Raw genomic sequence first — 18,784 nt, 5'->3', positions numbered from 1 at the left:
AAGTCTACTCCTTAATCCCGTAGTGAAACTTCACGTAAACCATCCGCGAGCAGATTAAAGCCCAGAATCAACGAGGCTAAAGCAGCAGCCGGTAAATACATCGAATGCCCCGCGAAAGCCCCTAAAGGTACGGCTTCTTTAATCATTAAGCCCCAATCAGGATCAGGCGGAGGTAACCCCAAGCCTAGAAAGCCTAAGGTCGCAATCGCTACCACGGTATAACCTAAACGCAAGCAGGCATCGACAATCAAAGGCCCACGCGCATTCGGTAGCAACTCAACCAACATAATGTACCAAGGTGATTCGCCACGGGTCTGAGCAGCAAAAATATAATCCCGAGTTTTTAAGTCCAAGACCAAGCCGCGTACAATCCGCATGATTTGTGGTGCGGAGGCAAAAGTGACCGCCACCACAATCGTCCAACCGCTCGCGCCTAAAGTCGCCACGATAATGATGCAAAGGATAATAAATGGAAAAGATAAGAACACATTCGCAATAAAAGATACGGCCTCATCGGCCCAACCGCCCAGATAGCCAGCGACGACCCCCATCAGCATGCCGACAATATATGCCACCAAGGTGGCAAAGGTCGCCCAGACCAATACTTTTTGTGCACCCCAGATAATCCGTGAAAGAATATCACGGCCTTTATGATCCGTGCCTAACCAGAAAGTCCCACCATCCGGTGCAGCTGCCCCGATTTTTTGGAAGGGCAGCATAATGGCATTGGGATCATATAGAGGTAGCAAGGGTGCAATCACCGCCATCACCACCCAGAATAGAATCAGAACTAAGCCCACCATCCCAATGGGCGATTCACGCATCAGTATCAGTGCTTTGAAAAAACGCTTAAATCCAGATTCACGCTGAGGGATTTCATTTGTCTCTAGTTTCACTTGTGTCGTCATTGCCCTACTCCTAACTAAACCGGATTCGAGGATTCAGCAAGGTATAGCCAATATCCGAGATAAATTGCGAGAACACCGCAATGAACACCGCCACCATCACGCAGGCTTCAATCACATAGATATCCCCGAATAAAGCCGCATCGAGTAGCAAGGTTCCAAAGCCCTTATAAGCAAAAAACACCTCGACCACGACTAAGCCCGATAACAACCAATTCAGTTGCAAAACAATCACCGTGAAGGGAGCAATCAAGGCATTACGCAAGGCATGACGCATAATCACCCGTTTATACGGTAGACCTTTGAGAATTGCTGTACGGATATATTGCGAAGTCATCACCTCTGCCATTGAAGCGCGAGTCATGCGCGTCACATAACCGAAGTCGTAAATAACTAATACCATCACCGGCAGGATTAATTCTTTCCAACTAAACCCATTGGTCATGCTGGACGTACCCGGTAATAAATGCCAAGTATAAACAAACAGCCCCGTTAAAAAGGTAGCGGTCGCAAACTCAGGAATAGAAGTCGTCAAGACAGACACCACTGAGATAGCACGATCCTGAAACGAGCCTTCTTTCATCCCTGCCAGCACGCCTAAAGTCAGTGAGACAGGGATCAGAATGATAAAAAAGACGAGGGTTAAAATCCCCGTATTCTGCAAGCGATCCACCAGCAGCTCCGAAACGGGCACCTTATACTGCAACGAATCGCCAAAATTACCCGTGACGGCCTTCCCCATCCAAGCGGCATAACGAGTTAAAAAAGGGGCATCATAACCGTTTTGACTCAGCCATAACTCCCGCTGTTCGACGGATGAATAAGGGCCTAATACCTTACCCGCCACCGCCATTTTATCGGCCTCAAATAAAGAAAATAGAATAAACGACACAACCAACATGATCAGCAGCATCGCTACTAGCCGTTTGGCAGCTAACACGATCATAAGCTAACACTCCTCCTATCACAGCCTGCTGCTTCACTCGATTAGATCATGCAGAAACACTCACTGTGGTTTGTTTGGTGGCAAGACCAAAAGCCCGCTAAAAAGCGGGCTTCCAGTTTAAGACTAAGACCTAAGCATCAAGCCAGACCTTATTATAAGGCGTGCTGAATTGATGATATTGCGTTGGATGTGCCTTCAAACCTTTCACTTTGTTAGTTGCCACAAAGAAATTAGACTGCCAAATCGGCTGCACAATCACCGCATCCTCTTGCAGAATGCGCTGCACATCTTTCATGGCTTCTTTACGCTTGTCGACATCAAGCAGAGCTTCTGCTTTATTTAAAGCCGCCTCAAACTCAGGGTTATTGTAATTAGTTTCATTCCAAGGCACGCCTGCACGATAGCCGACACTCAGCACCATCGTACCCAAAGGCCGATGCGTCCAAGCTGTGATACCAAAAGGAGTTTTATCCCAAATTTCCCAGTATTTAGCCGCTGGCATTAAATTAATATTGATCTTAATCCCTGCGGGTGCGCACTGCTCTTTGAGGATTTCACAAGCTTGTTGTTGCCAAGGTCCATTGGTATTGCCACAGTCCAAGCTCAGCTCAATACCGTCTTTAAAACCAGCTTCTTCCAAGAGTTTCTTGGCCTTTTCATGGTCTTGTTTGAGCTTGGGCAACTCAGCATATTCAGGGTGAATCGGGCTGACATGATGATGCTCAGCCACTAAACCGCCTTTGCCCTGATAAATAGTCTGTACATATTTTTCAGGATCAACACAAGCTTGGATGGCTTGCCGTAGCTTTTTGTTATCAAACGGCTTTTCACTCACGCGCATACGGATACAACCCGTTTGCGAGGATTGTGAAGGGTAAATCGTTGAGTTCGCTACACTTTCTGCCAAGGCATAAGAGGCAATATCAAACTCATAAATCGTATCTACTTGCCCAGAAGCAAAGGCGGCTAACTGTGCAGTAGAAGCTGGGCCATGGTCGATATATTGAATTTCATCCAGATAAACCTCGCCGCCCCAATAAGGCTGGTCAGAACGCTTCAGAACCGCAATCTCCCCGACCTTATACTTATCCAATTTATAAGGTCCGGTACCAATCGGATTCTTAATTAAATCCTTCCCGTCCTTTTCAAAATTGCGATGCACGATCGCCGTAGGGTAATTATAGAGGTTTTCGGGAATGGCTAATTGAGGGGTACTCATTTTGAGCTTAACGGTGAAATCATCCACCTTGGTGACCGCGCCTTCAATCATCTGTTTGGTCATTTTAGGCTTACCGTCTGCATCTTTCTCGCCCGTGTCAACATCTTTGACCATCGCGGAGAACAGACCAATATTGGATGAACCCGTTTTTGGATCCAGCCAGCGAGTGAAGTTAAACACCACATCATCGGCGTTAAACTGATCGCCATTGCTCCACTTAACATCTTTACGGAGTTTGAACGTCCATTCAGTCAGATCAGCATTGGCCTCCCAACTCTCTGCCAACATCGGGCGCGTTATATTATCCGCTCCGGTAATCGTCAGATACTCAAGGAACTGGCGTGCCACATTCGACTTTTCAGTCCAATCAAACAGTGCCGGATCAGTAATTTCTTGAACCGGCATCGAAACCCTTAACACGCCCCCTTTTTTCGGTGTTTCTTCCGCAGCCAGTGCCGCTGGCATCAGTTTCTCACCCAGAATCGTACCTGCTACGGCATAAGCCGTCACAGCAGACACACCTAAAAGCGTTGTTGTACGTAGGAACTCACGACGTGAAATTTTTTTATTCTCAAGGTCAGCAATAAGCGTAGGAATCATAGGGTGCTTATCAGCTTCCGGAAATTTAGACATAGCATTCTCCAGTTCAGCTTTGAGTGGATTTAAGAGAAAAGTGGCAGAGCAGAGATAGAGAGGGCTTCGATGCTACTCTATTAATTTTACAAGTTCAAGAAAGCAGAAACTGCAACATTTTTATTGCTGCATCGCACAAAAACACCAGACATCTATTTGATTAATCTGGCAAGGTACAAAAAAAACGTTATAGTGAGCACCTGCACACAGAGCAGACATCTGCAAACGGAGGCATCAATGGCGCATGACCGACACTATCTCACGGGTCAATGGTTAAAAGGTGAAGGCGAATTATTGCAAGTCGATAACCCCGCCACTGAAGAGATCATTGCTGAATTGAAGCTTGCTAGCGAAGCACAAATCCTACAAGCCGTTCAAGCCGCTCAGCAAGCCCAAAAATCGTGGGGGCAATTAGCCAGTTACGAACGGGCAGGCTATTTGCATAAACTTGCAGATTTTTTACTATTGGATGATGAGCAAATAGGTGCGCTGCTCGCCAGTGAATCCGGCAAAAGCCTCGCTGATGCAATTGCTGAAGTACGCTATGGTGCTGAGATCACCCGCTATCATGCGGAATGGAGCCGGCGGATTGAAGGCGAAGTGATTCCAAGCGATAGCCCCACGGAGCAATTATTATTGCTACGTGAACCTCTCGGGGTAGCGGTCTGTTTAATTCCCTTTAACTATCCGATCTATACCCTACTGCGTAAGCTCGCACCTGCTTTGATTACAGGTAATACCGTCATTGTACGCCCGAGCAATCACACCCCTTGCTCAGCTTTAGCTCTTGCACAAACTGTAGAGCAAGCAGGCTTCCCCATCGGGGTCATCCAGATCGCAGCCATGAACCATGCCACCTGTGAAACACTCTGCCGCCACGCTGCAATCGGAATTATTTCACTAACGGGTAGCGTGGAGGCTGGTCGGCAAATTCTTGATTACAGCAAAACGCAGATTACTAAAGTCTCTTTAGAACTTGGGGGTAAAACCCCAGCAATTGTCGCGGATGATGCGGATTTACTCGCCGCTGCCACAGCAATTGTTAATTCAAAAACTACGCATTGTGGGCAATTGTGTACGGCAGTAGAGCGGGTCTATGTACATCACGCTGTCTATCCACAAATGCTGGTTTTGCTGCGCAAAGCAATGACAGCACGCCGCTTTGCCAATCGCTTAGAGCAACCGCAAGCGATGGGGCCTTTAATCAGCAAAGCCGCACAAACTCGAACCCATGCTTTAGTCCAAGCAGCCTTAGCAGCGGGGGCGGTGTGTGAAGTGGGAGGGGTGCTACCAGAAGGTCAAGGCTATTTCTATCCTGCCACCCTACTCAGTCAGGTCGACCCCTCGATGACGGTGATGCAGGATGAAACCTTTGCACCGATACTCTGTGTGATGCCCTATCAAGACTTAGATCAGGCTTTAGCTTTAGCCAATGATCATCAATATGGTTTAGCTTCGGTGTTATTCACTAATCGCTACAAGGATGTGATGCGGGTGGCGACGCAAATTGAAGCGGGTGAGCTGTATATCAACCGCACGCCAGCTGACCCTTATCAGGGTTATCATGCGGGCTGGAAAAAATCCGGTTTAGGGGGGGATGATGGCAAACATGGGATGCTGGAATTTACCCAAACTCGGATGGTAGCCTTAAATTTCGCCTAAGTGGAAGCGAGCCTAAAAAGAGAAATACCCATTGAAAATCACTGAACTACAAACCTATAGCGTCGCCACTCCCGCTCCCCACATTGGTGGTAGGTATTGGCTCTTTGTGCGCTTAAAAACTGCTTGTGGGCTTGAAGGCGTCGGCGAGATTTACTCGGCAAGCTTTCACCCAAAAGCCCAAATACCGATGATTGAGGATGTCTTCCAGCGCTATTTGTATGGCCACGACCCGCATCATATCGAGCGTTTCTATCGGCAATGCTATTCGAGCGGCTTCACGCAGCGTCCTGATTTAAGCATGATGGGAATAGTCAGCGGTCTAGAAATGGCTTGTTGGGACATTATTGGTAAAGCTGCGAATCAGCCCGTTTATGAACTGATCGGTGGCAAAGTTCATGAAAAACTGCGCTGTTATACTTATCTCTATCCCAAAAATACCGCAGGCGAATACGATTATAGCGATCCCTACTTAGCGGCAGAATCAGCTGCGGAGAATCTGCGAAAAGGCTTTACCGCCGTGAAGTTTGATCCAGCAGGGCCTTATACTGCTTATTCCGGGCATCACCTATCCTTGGAAGTGATGCAGCGCTGCGAGTTATTTTGCCAGCTGATTCGTGAAGCCGTGGGTGATCAATGTGATTTATTATTCGGCACGCATGGGCAAATGACGCCAGCCTCTGCCATTCGCCTTGCCAAGCGCTTAGAAGCTTATGACCCGCTGTGGCTTGAAGAACCCGTCCCACCGGGGCAACCGGAGGCAATGGCCGAAGTCGCCCGCAAAACCACTATCCCGATTGCAGCAGGCGAGCGTTTAACCACTAAATATGAATTTGCTGCCCTCTTGCAAGCGGGTGCTGCCCGTATTTTGCAAATGAATTTGGGGCGTGTCGGTGGGATTTTAGAAGGCAAAAAAATTGCCAGTCTTGCTGAAGTTTATTATGCCCAAATCGCGCCGCATCTTTACAATGGCCCGATTGGAGCGGCCGCCAGTATTCAATTAGCCACTGCAACCCCTAATTTTTTGATTCAAGAAAGCATGGAAACTTGGGGTGGCTTTTATGCAGAGATTTTGCATCAACCGATTCATTGGGAGGATGGCTATCTCATTCCACCGACGACACCCGGCTTAGGTATTGAAGTGAATTGGGAGGTGGTAGCTGCCCATAGCCCCTATACCGGTGAAGGTTTACATCTACAAATGCACCCTACTCCTTATGATCTGAAAGACCATGCACCCGCCAAAGGTTGAATACGATTATATTATTATCGGCGCGGGTTCAGCGGGCTGTATCTTAGCGGAACGCTTAAGTGCCTCGGGTGAGTTTAGCGTGCTGCTGCTAGAAGCGGGCGGTAAAGATAATCATCCGTGGTTCAAGCTACCGATGGGCTATGGCAAGCTCTATTACAATCCGCGCTATAACTGGATGTATTATACCACGCCCCAAGCTCAGCTAGAAAACCGCAAGCTCTATGTACCTCGTGGCAAGGTGCGCGGTGGCTCAGGTGCGATCAATGCGATGATTTATGTGCGGGGAGCGGCACGCGATTTTGATGATTGGGCGGCTGCGACGGGTGATACTAGCTGGTCGTATGACTCGGTTTTACCTTATTTCAAAAAGCTAGAAAACCATTGGAATCCCGATTCAAACTGGCATGGACACGAGGGCAAAATCCATATCAGCTCTTTACGTTCTGGCATGCATCCAGTTTGTGAGCACTTCTTAGCGGCCTGTCGAGAACTAGACTATCCTGAAAACACTGATTTCAACGGCGCACAACTGGAAGGCTTCGGGGTATACGATGTCAATATCGAAAATGGCATTCGTGATTCTAGCTCACGGGCTTATTTACAGCCTGCTTTGAATCGAAAAAACTTAACCGTAAAAACAGGCCTACGGGTTGAGCAGATTCTGTTCGATGCCCATAAACGTGCTTGTGCTGTCCGCCTACATCAACACCAACCTGCACTTTATTCTGCCAAACGTGAAATCATTCTGAGTGCAGGTGCAATCGACAGCCCAAAGCTGCTAGAGCTTTCGGGTATTGGGCAGGGTGAACGCTTACAGAGTCTAGGCCTTCCCGTCATTCAACATCTGCCCCAAGTTGGCGAGCGCTTACAGGATCATTTATGCGCAAGTTACTACTACAAGACTAAAGTTCCAACCCTGAACGAAAGCTTCAATTCACTCATTGGGCAAGCTCGAATGGGTTTGCAATATCTACTCACCCGCTCTGGCCCTTTAGCCTTAAGCGTGAATCAAACTGGTGGTTTTTTTAAAAGCGACCCGAAACTTTCCGCGCCCAATATGCAGCTTTATTTTAATCCACTGTCTTACACCATTCCCAAAGATGGCAAGGTCGCTATTAAGACTGATCCCTATCCCGGTGTGCTACTCGCTTTCGCCACCTGTCGCCCGACTAGTCGTGGGAATGTGCATGCCACAAGTACAGATTTACATGCACAACCAGCGATTGATCCGAACTACCTCAGCACTACTCAAGATCAGCAAGAAGTCATAGCGGGCAGCCGCTTAATGCGCAAGTTGGTACAGAGTGCTGCCTTGCAAGCCGTGATTACCGCAGAAACAATTCCGGGTACACAGGTACAAAGCGATACAGAAATGCTGGCATTTTTCCGCGCCAACGCTGGCTCGATTTATCATCTCTGTGGCAGTTGTGCGATGGGCAAAACAGCAGCCGATTCCGTCGTAGATAGTCAGTTGCGAGTGCATGGTGTGCACGGCTTACGGGTAGTAGATGCCTCCATTTTCCCCAATGTGACTTCAGGCAATACCAATGCCGCCGTGATGATGGTGGCAGAACGAGCAGCGAATTTGATCTTGAACTAGTCAGCCGACCTCACTTTAGTATCAGCCGGATAACGCTTAGTTTGATTGTCGGTTGATAGTGGTTCACTGGGCTGGTTAGTGGCAGGGTCTATGCGCTCAATAGTTGCTGGAGTTGGCGAAATCAGTACCGGTGAATCATAGGTCGATAAACCCGCTGGCGGATACTGAGCTTCGTCAGAATTAGAACCGAGTAGAGCATTCAAACCCCAGATGATTAAAGCCAAACTCACTGCAGCACCTACAAATCTTAATAACCACTTAGCCAGATTAACCGATGGCGGTTCTTGGCCTGTCGTTGATGGAGCTGCTAATCCTTCAGTTGGATGTTCTGGATAAACGGAGGGTTTTGCCGTGGCTACGCTGGGCGCTTGGATCTCCGAACTCGGCGAACTCGGCTTATTGAGAGGGCGACTATAGTGAGTTTTAAGCCCTCTAATTAATTGCTCAATATGATAATTTAAATCCCGCCCTGAACGTATTTCAGTGGCATTCCGAAAGGCTAAGGGCTGCAAACTCGATGGCAACTCAGCTTCCAATGGCATACGCGCCTGCTCGAGTAGCACGGGAATAACCGGAATTTGTTGCTTCAACGCGGCTTCAATTTCAATCCGCACAAAATCCGCAGGATCATCTAAACGGCGCAACCCCTGCGTATTTTTTACATTTAACCAATCATTACCCATCAGTGCTAGCATTAGATCCGACTTCGCGACGGCTTGATTCAAATATTCGCGGAAATCAACCCCCAAGGGAATGGCATCGACATCAATAAACACCGAATCAGAGCCAAACATGTCCTCTAAACGCTCAGCGAGCATACCTGCAATATAACCAGAATCGTCACGTCGATAGGAAATAAAAATGCGGGGCATCATCTTAAGCCTTCTTGTCGCTGTTAACGCTCAACAGCTATTCACTCGCCAATAGCCTAGGCCGTTTAAACACTTTAAGTGTTAAAACCACCCTCCTTTGAGCATAGACTATTTTAACTGAAAGTAAGGCAAACTCGATGGTTTTCAAGCGCTACGCTATACTAAGCTTTCATCTAAACACACGAAAATCATGGCCGAAAAAGACATTATCAGCAAAGACGTGCTGCAACATCTTGCTGCCGATATTGCCAATATCCTGTTACATCTGGATGTTGAGCATGACTCGGTAGAGCTACTACAAACTGAACAACAACGTGTTGAAGTGCGCCGTGCCGACATGGTGGCACGCATGCGCAAACGAGCCTCTGGCGAACAGTTTATCCTACATATCGAAATTCAAAACGCCAACGATACTACCATGCCCATCCGCATGTTACGCTACCTGAGTGACATCCTACTGCTGCATACCGATGAACCGGTATATCAATATTTGGTCTACATCGGCAAGGCACGCCTCACCATGCCTAGCATGTTGCAGCTTCCTGATTTTGCTTACCACTTTCGTGTACTGGATATACACACCGTCGATTGCAGCTTATTATTAGCCCAAGACACACCTGAAGCCTTGGTATTGGCCATTCTTTGTGACTTCAAGGAACGCCCTACCCAAGAAGTGGTCAATTACATTGTTAAACGCCTAAAAGAACTGACTGGCGATAATGAAGCTCGTTTCCGCAACTATTACGAAATGCTGGAAACCTTGGCCGATAATCGTGATTTACAAACTTATTTAGATGAGGCAAAAGCGATGCTAACTCAAGTTGATGTCACACGTTTTTCTACCTACCGCTGGGGTTTACAAGCTGGACTAGAGCAAGGATTAGAGCAAGGACTAGAGCAAGGTGCTCAATTCAAGGCAAGGGAAACCGCAAAAAAAATGCTGTTGAAAGGGGGCTTCAAGATTAGTGATATTGCCGACTTAACGGGTCTAAGCCTTGAGCAAGTAGAAAGTTTGCATCAGGAGAAACGACACTAATAGTGTAACGATTGCACTTGATAAGGCCATTTAGAGCCTTATCTATGGGTGTTGGCGATTTAGAGTCTCACTCATCAGTTTTTTTCGGGGAAAACTCCACCGTGATATTCACTGAGCCTTCGGCTTCGCCGCTGGTGATGAAGGGAATGTGTGCCTCCCCACCCAATTTGATACCAAACTCTAGCGTTACCTTTTCGACCTGACCGAAGGCAGACTTTTTTAGTGCTTTGACCGTAGTTTCTGACATTGCATGGATCAGGTCACCGATACTATCCATCGCTTTTTGAGCATACTCTGTTAAACCTTTCTCCTCATAATCATTATCCCTATGTGTTTCAGCAGGGATGTCTGGGAAAATCACAGTTTCATCGACCTGCATATAAACCCATTGGCCTTTTTCTAGCTCTACTGCCTTAACGGTTGTCATTGCTCATTCCTTTGGTGATTGTAGAATTTTCATACTATCATGAGCCTATTCGCTATCACAGAAAAAGCTTTTATGTCGCGTCGTATCGCTCTGATTGTTGGTATTGATAAGTATGAGTTCCAAAGTAACATTGACCTTAAAGCACCTACTACTGATGCCCAACGGGTTTACGATGTGCTGTCGACATATGGCGGTTTTGACATGCTGCATCCCTTGCCGTTGGGAACTAATAAGGTAGGCTCTTCTGGTAAGGTGAAAGGAGCTGCTTTATGGAATGAGTTACACAAAATAATGAATCCGCAAGAAAGTGCCGAGGTGGATCTAGTAGTCTTCTATTTTTCTGGGCATGGTGAGGCTCACCGCGGTGATTCATATTTGTGCGCTACCGATGAAAGGTTAGCCGTTCCTTTATCGTCTCTCATCGAATTGGCGGAAAAGAGTACTGTCAAAAATATCTGTATTTGGTTGGATTGTTGTTACGGTGGCAAAATAATAGGCCTCAAGAGGTCTGGGGGAAAAGGATTTTGTATTGTTTCAGCCTCAACGGAAGATGAGGTAGCTCGTGCTAGAGACGGAAAAAGCTTGATGACTGACATACTCTGTAAAGCACTGACACCAAATCAATATAAACCAGAAATCAGTGTGTCGGAATTTGAGCAATTCATTAAAGCGGAAAGCAAGAACTTGCCGCAACAGATATTGATTAGCACTGGAAAGACTCCATTTACCCTAACACAGCTCAAGAAAGCGGATCGTACAGCCGCTGAACTTAAGAAAAACTATAAATCAGCACAAGCCCTAGCGGCACATGCCCAAAGTTTATTGACCAAAATAGAGGGTTTGAGAAAAGATAAACAAACAAACTGGCAGCATCATATCCATGACTTACGTTGCGTTATCCTGTATGCCTTAGAAGCTCAACGGAATCCCATTCCAGACGGCAAAACAGCGATTGCCCCACACATCCTAGAGGGTCTAGCACAAATTAATGCACATTGGTTATTGCCTAAACACGAACAAATACCTGCATTAAATTTAGGCGCTCGCGTTACCGCTGTAGCCTGTAGCCATGATCCTGATGGTCAATACATCGCCAGTATCTCGGCGGGGACTATCCACTTATGGAATAGACAAACAGGACAACTCCACCACATCCTACAAGGCCATTCAGCATGGCTAACTGTTGTTAGCTTCAGTCGAGATGGTAAACAAATTGCTAGCGCTTCAGGTCAGAGGGCAGGTTCAGGTGAAGTATATCTTTCTGATAAAAACTACAGTGTGTGGTTGTGGGATACCAAAACGGGAAAGCTCCTGCATACACTAAAGGGGCATGCTGGCGATGTGACCGCCTTGGCTTTCAGCCGCAATGGCAAACAACTCTTTAGTGCCTCAACGGATACCACCGTGCGGCAATGGGATACAACAACCGGACAAGCTCTTGACATCTTGTGCGGGCACTGCGCTGAAGTGACTTGTGCAGCGTTCAGTCTTGATGGCAAACAATTAGCCAGTGCTTTCTTGAAACAAGGCTACCACGACTTCTCGGATGCAGAGTATCCGTATATACCAGACAAAACCCTTATTCAGCTCTGGGATATGCGAACCCAACACCCCCCTACTGCCATACGTGAATTTACAGGCCATGTCGGTGAAGTCACTTGCTTAGCGTTTAGTTCAGATGGTAAACAACTGGCCAGTGCATCCACAGACACTACAGTACGATGCTGGGATACAGAAACGGGTAACCATCTCAAGATTCTGCAAGGACACGCCAGCAGAGTGAACGCCATTGCCTTCAGCCCTGATCAGACAAAAATTGCGAGCGCATCAGGAGATGCCAAACTCTTAAACTTTTTTTCCACTGAAAAACCTGATAACACTATACGGATTTGGGATGCAAAAACCGGACAGCCTCTCAATACGCTCATAGGCCATACCAGTGCTGTAAACTCCCTTGCTTTCAGCCATGATAGTATCAACCTAGTTAGTGCATCAGGAACAATCGCTCCCTTGCGCTCAAAATCCAATAGCGACAACACCATACGCTTGTGGAATGTACAAACGGGGCAGCCCTGCCACCCTTTACCAGACCATGCAAGTGCACTCACCAATGACGACACAGGACAGCAATGGAATACGCAAATAGGTCGCCCCTTCAACACCCTGCAAGGCCATACAAAAGCCGTGACCTGTGTCGCTTTTAGCCCTGACAACCAGCAACTTGCTAGCGCATCCGATGACACGACGATAAGACTATGGGACGCACAAACAGGTGATGCTTTACAGACTCTACAAGGCCATGTAAACCCCGTTCGCTTCATTAGCTACAGCCCCGATAGCAGAAAAATTGCCAGCGCTTCTGTTAAGAAATTTTCGCACCGTGATTCTTTGGGCTTAGAGCCAATAGAAGAAGATACTGCGGTACGGTTATGGGACACACAAACAGGGGAGTTACTTAACAGCCTACACGGCCACACCGCTACATTAACTTGTCTTGCTTTCAGTCCAGATGGCAAACAATTAGCCAGCGCATCAGAAGATAAGACTGTGCGGCTATGGAACACACAAACCGGAGAAGCTCTCAAGGTACTCATAGGCCACTCAAACAGAGTGAACGCTATCGCTTTTAGCCCTGACAGCCAAAAGCTTGCCAGTGCATCGGATGACACCACTGTGCAGTTATGGAGCACAAAAACAGGCCAATTACTCAGAACATTACAAGGCCATGCCAACCTAGTAACGGGTGTTATTTTCAGTCCGAATGGTAAACAACTAGCCAGCGCATCAGAAGACAAGACGGTGCAGCTATGGGATGCAAAAACAGGGGAATTACTGAGCTACTCACGAGATTATCCAAATACTCCTATATTACCAACTACGCGACCACTCACTACAGGATCACCTCGCTCAAGCACAGTCATTTCCATGATGTTTAGCCCTGACAGTACAAAACTCGCTATTTCATCCTCATCTCACAACCTAATAGAGCTATGGGATGCGCAAACTGGTCAAGTTATTCAAACCTTAAAAGCGCAAATAACCGATATTCACACAAAAAAGCCTCAAGCAACCATGCTAGACGCTATCGCTTTCAGTCCTGATAACCAATATCTTGCTGCTATAGCAAGGAATGGCTCATCAAATGATAGTATGATTTTAGTATGGGATGTCCACACTGGGCAGCACTTTAAACATTTTTCAAGCGGGGCATGGTCAGTCGCTTTCAGTCCTGATGGCAGACAAATCGCTAGTGGCTCTAGGGATGGTACAGTCAAATTAAGATTGTTGAATCCAGCCAACCCAGAACCTATACTTAGCTTACTGCATACTTTCAAGCCTAGTGAAGTCGCAGATGCCTTAAAATTTCTCTGGCATCTCGAACTAAACGATGACAATAAATTCTCCCACCATGATCTTAAACCGGCTATTTTCCCTAAGCATGGTTATTACATAACTTGGGATGAACATACCGAAAAATTTCACTCGCTCCTAGATGCTCCAGACCCCAAAGAAACTAAAATGGATCAACTGATACGCTGGCTAGAAGAGCGCAAAGCGTTCCATGCATAGAATCCCTCTATGCAACACCGGGATAATCCAATGGACATACCAATCCAAGCAAACTTACCCGAAAACCTACTGGTAAAAGCAGAGCAACTAGTGCTAGCAGGCTGGGTCGGCAACCTTGATGACCTACTCGCTGACGCTTTACGCCGCTATCTGGAGTCTCATTCGGAAGAGCTTGCCGAAAAATTCATCCGAGAAAATGCCCAATGGGGCTTGTATGACAAGCACTGATCCAGTCATCCGATTGGTTATTTGTGATGCTGGACCGATTATCCATCTGGACGAATTGGGTTGCCTCGATTTGCTGAGTAACTTTGCCGTAGGTGTTGGCTATTCTCAAAAGTATTCCGACCTACTCCAGCCTGCACCTTCGAGCCTCCTTGTTGCGGGAAGTGATTGAACAGGTTGAAACCTTCCAGCAAACATGAGTTCCCGACTCGCCGAATGGCGACGTTTCATCGGTGATGCTTTGCCCTACCAAAAAACCTGCCGGAATTTACCTGCCCCCGGCGAAGACGGCTGGATAGATCCGTATACAGGAAAGTGAGAGCACCTCGATTTCCATGCTATAATTACCCTATATCACCCACAGAAATTTCGTTATGCGCAAACAACGAATTACTTACACTTCACCTTTGGATGCACTGGTCGCTGTCAGTAAACGCCTGAGCCTCTATGAAAACCAGCAACAGATGGATTCCGAAATCTTTATTGACCGTTACCGTAAGGGGTTAATACCGGACGAGACCCTCTTTGTGGAATGGTCAAATGATTACCAACATTACCTCGCATTACATCAGCAATTAACAGGACTACTCCGTGCGGCTGCATGAGTTGTTAGAAGCCTATCTGAGTTTGATAGAAGTTGCCGTTGTAGCGTTACCTGTCTATGCAGAAAGCTATGTTGAGGAAATCATCACATCAGAACGGATAAATCTACGCATTCGCCGTGTCGCTCTACCCTACCCCAACACCGAAAAACTACTCTCTTGATTAATCTTCCGATTGCGTGAATAGAAACCAATACTCACGGTGCGCCCTAAATACTCCATCGTATATTGCACTGGATCTTGATCATGATCCTGCCCTGCTTCACAGGCGATAATCAAGGTAGCCATCATTTTGCCCGCCACGGCGGTATTCTTAAACTGATTGCCGCTCGTACCAATCGCAAGGTAATAACCGGGCAAATCGGTTTTATCGTAAATCGGTATCCAATCTTCAGTGACATCATAAGCCTCCACTGTGCCACGTACTTGATTGGAAATACCTAACTCTGGGTAACGCTGTGCCATCCGCATAATATGCGTGACTGCCTGCTCAGTCAGATCACGGTTCATCGTATCAGGATCCACCCATTCTTTCGGATCACACTCGGGATCTTCACTGCCTAACAACATCATGCCACCGCTGGCCGGACGGCTATACACCGCCACATCACTATCTGAGGTCACCATCCCCAGTTTCGTATAATCATAATGCGGGGGTGGTGGTACATAGGGAATTTCTTGGCGTAACGCACGGGTAGTCATCTTCATTTTATCCGCTAAACCAACTAGAGCATTGATTTTGGATGAGTGAGGACCACCGACATTCACGACCACGGGTGAATCAATCTGCTCACCATTCTTTAAGGTAATGCCAGCCACTCGCCCCTGCGCTTGACGAATCGCAACGACTTCAGCATTGAAGCGGAAAGCTCCACCTGCTGCCTCAGCAGCTCGTTGTAAATTATGCGCCGCCAATTGAGGATCATTCACATAGCCACCTTTTGGCCAATGTACTGCCCCCCGCAAAGTACCGATTGTTGGCTCTGCAAAGCCGTCTTGATCAGGCCGTTTAGGTGGGTAATACAGACGCGCATCATACCCCGGAATGAATTGTTGCAATTCTTCAGGGCTTACTTCCCGATAAGGAATGCCTAACTCCTTAGAAAGCTGCATCGCTTTGGCTAAATAACCATTATGCTCTGTTTTCATCACTAAACAGCCGCATTCCCGAAACTGTGCTAAGCCGGATTCATCGTCAACCCCCACATATTTCGCCCAATCCCGCCAATAATGATAGCCTTCGTAAGCCATTGCGCTACCATCTAAGGTGGAGTAATAGGTACGAATAATTGCGCTAGAGTTGGAGGTTGAACCAAAACCGGCTGCGCCCTGTTTATCGACATTCAGCGTTTTCCAGCCTCGGCGGGCTAACTCTAAGCCAATCGCGCTGCCAATAATGCCAGCCCCGATAATGATTGCATCATACTGTTTGCTCATGTTGCCAAGCTCCTTACTAGCGATTAGCTAGAGATGGATAGTGGGTTTTAAATTTTTTAGCCTCAACATACATTAGTGTTTGGACTTGTCAATACAATAGTGTATGTTAGACACCAGAGAGAGTAGAGAACAAGGTATGAGCGATGAAAACCGCGCTAGCCTAGAACGTCAAGACTGGATTAAGGCCGCGTACACGGTGCTTACACAAGAGGGTGTAGAACGGGTGCGCGTCCTGACTCTAGCTGAAAAGCTAGGGATTACGCGGGGAAGCTTTTATTGGCATTTCAAAAGTCGCAATGAATTACTACAGGCTTTAATTGAAGTCTGGCAGCAAAAAAATACCGGTGAATTGCTAGCGGCTTGTGCGAGCAGTCAGGATTTCACCGATCGGATGCTAGCGATTGCTGATTGTTGGACGAATGAAAACCTGTTCGATCCAGCCTTAGATGCTGCGATGCGCAATTGGGGGCATCATGATGCCAATATCTGCCAACTCGTTCATGAAGAAGATCAAAAGCGTCTAAATGCTTTCCAGACCATGTTTAAAGAACATGGCTGTCAACACACCGAGGCAATGATTCGGGCGCGGGTATTTTATTTTACGCAGGTGGGCTATTACGCTTTAGAGTTGGGTGAAGCCTTGCCCGCACGTTTAAAACTGTATCGCGATTATTTCTGGGTTTTTACAGGCGAACAAATCGACGAAACCCGCTTCCAGCAGTATCTTGCAAAGACACTGCCAAAAAACTCGGAGTGATCGACTCGCTTCAGTCACACTCTGATTGATGCTCAAGCTATTTCATTGGAGAGTGTATTGTATGAGTCAAGAACAGGATCTTTCCGCTGAAGCTGGATCGTCTAAAACTCGTCCGCGCCGCACCAAGCAACGCCACGCTGAAACGCAGGCTAGCGGGCAGTTACACCAACTCCCTTGGCAAACTTTAAAAAATCCCTATCAGCCCATCGAAATCATCAACGCTGAGCAAATCGAATTAATTCACGATACCTCGATGCGTATCCTTGAAGAAGTTGGGATGGATGTACTGGATGAAGATGCACGCGAGCTCATGGCTAAGGCCGGAGCCAAGGTCACAGCAGGCAGTCATCGGGTGCATTTTGACCGACATTTGATTATGGATTACATGGCCAGCGTGCCGGAAAGTTTTACTTTGCACGCCCGCAATCCCGACCATAATCTACACATCGGCAAAAATTTTACCAACTTTGGCACGGTTGCCAGCGCTCCCAATGCGAGCAGCTTAGACGGCGGACGGCGGGCGGGTAATCAAACAGATTATCGTAATTTCCTGCGCTTGATGCAGAGTTTAAACATTCTGCACTTTACGGGCGGGTATCCAGTAGAACCGGTGGATCTACACGCTTCGGTTCGCCATTTAGATTGCTTGGCAGATTGTGTAACCCTCACTGATAAAGTGTTTCATGCTTATTCTTTAGGGCGGCAGCGAAATCGTGATGGGATTGAAATTGCACGGATAGCACGCGGCATTAGTCATGAGCAGCTTGAGCAAGATCCCAGTCTATTTACCATCATCAATACCAGCTCACCGCTACGCTTAGATCAACCCATGCTACAAGGCATTATGGAAATGTCAGCGCGTAATCAGGTCGTGATGCTCACACCCTTTACGCTCGCAGGTGCGATGGCACCGGTCACGCTTGCAGGTGCGCTTGCCCAACAAAATGCGGAAGCCTTAGCAGGGATTGCCTTTACGCAAATGGTGCGGCGGGGCGCTCCGGCAGTGTATGGTGGCTTTACCTCTAATGTCGATATGAAATCGGGTGCACCTGCTTTTGGTACGCCGGAATATGTGCAAGCTGCACAAATCAGCGGGCAACTCGCACGCCATTATAAAATTCCTTTTCGCTCCTCGAATGTCTGTGCCGCGAATACAGTGGATGCCCAAGCCGCTTATGAATCGACGATGGCTTTGTGGGGGGCGATTATGGGTGGAACTAACTTCCTGATGCATGGTGCGGGCTGGTTAGAAGGTGGCTTATGTGCTTCGTTTGAAAAGATGATGATTGATGCTGATCTTTTGCAGATGATGGCTGTGTACTTGCAAGGCGTGACCGTGGATGAGGCCAGTCTTGCCCTCGAAGCGGTCAAAGATGTCGGCCCTGGTGGGCATTATTTTGGTACAGCCCATACGATAGCGCGTTACAAACAGGCCTTCTATGCCCCACTGATTTCTGATTGGCGCAATTTCGAAACTTGGCAAGAAGCCGGCAGCCCCACCGCCTATGAACATGCTCATCGTCTGTATCAACAGATTTTACACACTTACGAGCCACCCGCTTTAGACGTTGCGATCCGCGAAGAACTAGAGGATTTTGTTGCCCGCCGGAAACGCGAAGGTGGAGTGGCAACCGATTTTTAAGG

16 protein-coding genes are annotated in these 18,784 nt (G+C 47.4%); 10 read left to right on the top strand and 6 right to left on the bottom strand.

Going from position 1 to position 18,784, the window contains the following annotated elements; all coding sequences use genetic code 11:
- Nucleotides 1-11 precede the first annotated feature (11 nt).
- The 3 genes from B5D50_RS17945 to B5D50_RS17935 form a co-directional block, all read right to left on the bottom strand.
- Complete coding sequence (locus tag B5D50_RS17945) at nucleotides 12-908, bottom strand: ABC transporter permease (protein WP_078924047.1); 897 nt, start codon at nucleotides 906-908, stop codon at nucleotides 12-14.
- Between the two features lie 10 nt (nucleotides 909-918).
- Complete coding sequence (locus tag B5D50_RS17940) at nucleotides 919-1,851, bottom strand: ABC transporter permease (protein WP_078924046.1); 933 nt, start codon at nucleotides 1,849-1,851, stop codon at nucleotides 919-921.
- Between the two features lie 130 nt (nucleotides 1,852-1,981).
- Complete coding sequence (locus tag B5D50_RS17935) at nucleotides 1,982-3,703, bottom strand: ABC transporter substrate-binding protein (protein WP_078924045.1); 1,722 nt, start codon at nucleotides 3,701-3,703, stop codon at nucleotides 1,982-1,984.
- Between the two features lie 237 nt (nucleotides 3,704-3,940).
- Between B5D50_RS17935 and B5D50_RS17930 the strand changes: the two genes are divergently transcribed.
- Genes B5D50_RS17930 through B5D50_RS17920 form a run of 3 tightly spaced genes read left to right on the top strand, consistent with a single transcriptional unit; the run spans nucleotide 3,941 to nucleotide 8,214 of the window.
- Nucleotides 3,941-5,365 (top strand): aldehyde dehydrogenase family protein, encoded by a 1,425-nt coding sequence (locus B5D50_RS17930; RefSeq protein WP_078924044.1) that lies wholly within the window; start codon nucleotides 3,941-3,943, stop codon nucleotides 5,363-5,365.
- Nucleotides 5,366-5,396: 31 nt separating this feature from the next.
- On the top strand, nucleotides 5,397-6,614 hold the full coding sequence (locus B5D50_RS17925; RefSeq protein WP_078924043.1) for a mandelate racemase/muconate lactonizing enzyme family protein: 1,218 nt from the start codon (nucleotides 5,397-5,399) through the stop codon (nucleotides 6,612-6,614).
- On the top strand, nucleotides 6,595-8,214 hold the full coding sequence (locus B5D50_RS17920; protein WP_078924042.1) for a GMC family oxidoreductase: 1,620 nt from the start codon (nucleotides 6,595-6,597) through the stop codon (nucleotides 8,212-8,214). Before B5D50_RS17925 ends, B5D50_RS17920 begins: the two co-directional genes overlap by 20 nt.
- Here B5D50_RS17920 and B5D50_RS17915 read toward each other — a convergent pair.
- A complete protein-coding gene (locus B5D50_RS17915) occupies nucleotides 8,211-9,089 on the bottom strand; it encodes a toll/interleukin-1 receptor domain-containing protein (RefSeq protein WP_078924041.1) in 879 nt (292 codons plus the stop codon). The genes B5D50_RS17920 and B5D50_RS17915 overlap by 4 nt on opposite strands.
- A gap of 187 nt (nucleotides 9,090-9,276) precedes the next feature.
- Between B5D50_RS17915 and B5D50_RS17910 the strand changes: the two genes are divergently transcribed.
- Nucleotides 9,277-10,122, top strand: coding sequence for an RpnC/YadD family protein (locus B5D50_RS17910; protein ID WP_078924040.1), 846 nt, complete (start codon nucleotides 9,277-9,279; stop codon nucleotides 10,120-10,122).
- Nucleotides 10,123-10,189: 67 nt separating this feature from the next.
- On the opposite strand, the gene B5D50_RS17905 is transcribed toward B5D50_RS17910, so the two are convergent.
- Complete coding sequence (locus B5D50_RS17905; RefSeq protein ID WP_078924039.1) at nucleotides 10,190-10,549, bottom strand: CU044_2847 family protein; 360 nt, start codon at nucleotides 10,547-10,549, stop codon at nucleotides 10,190-10,192.
- Nucleotides 10,550-10,588: 39 nt separating this feature from the next.
- Here B5D50_RS17905 and B5D50_RS17900 point away from each other — a divergent pair, with 39 nt between their 5' ends.
- The 4 genes from B5D50_RS17900 (at nucleotide 10,589) to tumA (ending at nucleotide 14,949) form a co-directional block, all read left to right on the top strand.
- Nucleotides 10,589-14,119 (top strand): caspase family protein, encoded by a 3,531-nt coding sequence (locus tag B5D50_RS17900; RefSeq protein ID WP_078924038.1) that lies wholly within the window; start codon nucleotides 10,589-10,591, stop codon nucleotides 14,117-14,119.
- Nucleotides 14,120-14,149: 30 nt separating this feature from the next.
- Nucleotides 14,150-14,347, top strand: a complete 198-nt coding sequence (locus B5D50_RS17895) for a CopG family transcriptional regulator (RefSeq protein WP_234975924.1) — start codon at nucleotides 14,150-14,152, stop codon at nucleotides 14,345-14,347.
- A 193-nt stretch (nucleotides 14,348-14,540) separates the two neighbouring features.
- Nucleotides 14,541-14,663 (top strand): hypothetical protein, encoded by a 123-nt coding sequence (locus B5D50_RS20775; RefSeq protein ID WP_268807821.1) that lies wholly within the window; start codon nucleotides 14,541-14,543, stop codon nucleotides 14,661-14,663.
- 55 nt (nucleotides 14,664-14,718) lie between these two features.
- Nucleotides 14,719-14,949: an antitoxin TumA gene (tumA, locus tag B5D50_RS17890; RefSeq protein WP_078924036.1), complete on the top strand. Its 231-nt coding sequence runs from the start codon at nucleotides 14,719-14,721 to the stop codon at nucleotides 14,947-14,949.
- A 129-nt stretch (nucleotides 14,950-15,078) separates the two neighbouring features.
- Here the strand turns inward: tumA and B5D50_RS17885 are convergent, their stop codons facing one another.
- On the bottom strand, nucleotides 15,079-16,383 hold the full coding sequence (locus B5D50_RS17885; RefSeq protein WP_078924035.1) for an NAD(P)/FAD-dependent oxidoreductase: 1,305 nt from the start codon (nucleotides 16,381-16,383) through the stop codon (nucleotides 15,079-15,081).
- A 136-nt stretch (nucleotides 16,384-16,519) separates the two neighbouring features.
- On the opposite strand from B5D50_RS17885, the gene B5D50_RS17880 reads away from it, so the two are divergent.
- Together B5D50_RS17880 and B5D50_RS17875 are read left to right on the top strand one after the other, a co-directional pair.
- Nucleotides 16,520-17,140 (top strand): TetR/AcrR family transcriptional regulator, encoded by a 621-nt coding sequence (locus B5D50_RS17880; RefSeq protein WP_159448675.1) that lies wholly within the window; start codon nucleotides 16,520-16,522, stop codon nucleotides 17,138-17,140.
- A 61-nt stretch (nucleotides 17,141-17,201) separates the two neighbouring features.
- Entirely contained in the window at nucleotides 17,202-18,782 is a 1,581-nt protein-coding gene (locus B5D50_RS17875) for a trimethylamine methyltransferase family protein (protein ID WP_078924033.1), read from the top strand.
- Nucleotides 18,783-18,784: the final 2 nt, after the last annotated feature.

The organism is Thiothrix eikelboomii (assembly GCF_900167255.1).
Lineage (GTDB): Bacteria > Pseudomonadota > Gammaproteobacteria > Thiotrichales > Thiotrichaceae > Thiolinea > Thiolinea eikelboomii.
The sequence above is the reverse complement of the archived record's forward strand: the minus strand, read 5'-3'. Positions and strand labels throughout refer to the sequence as shown.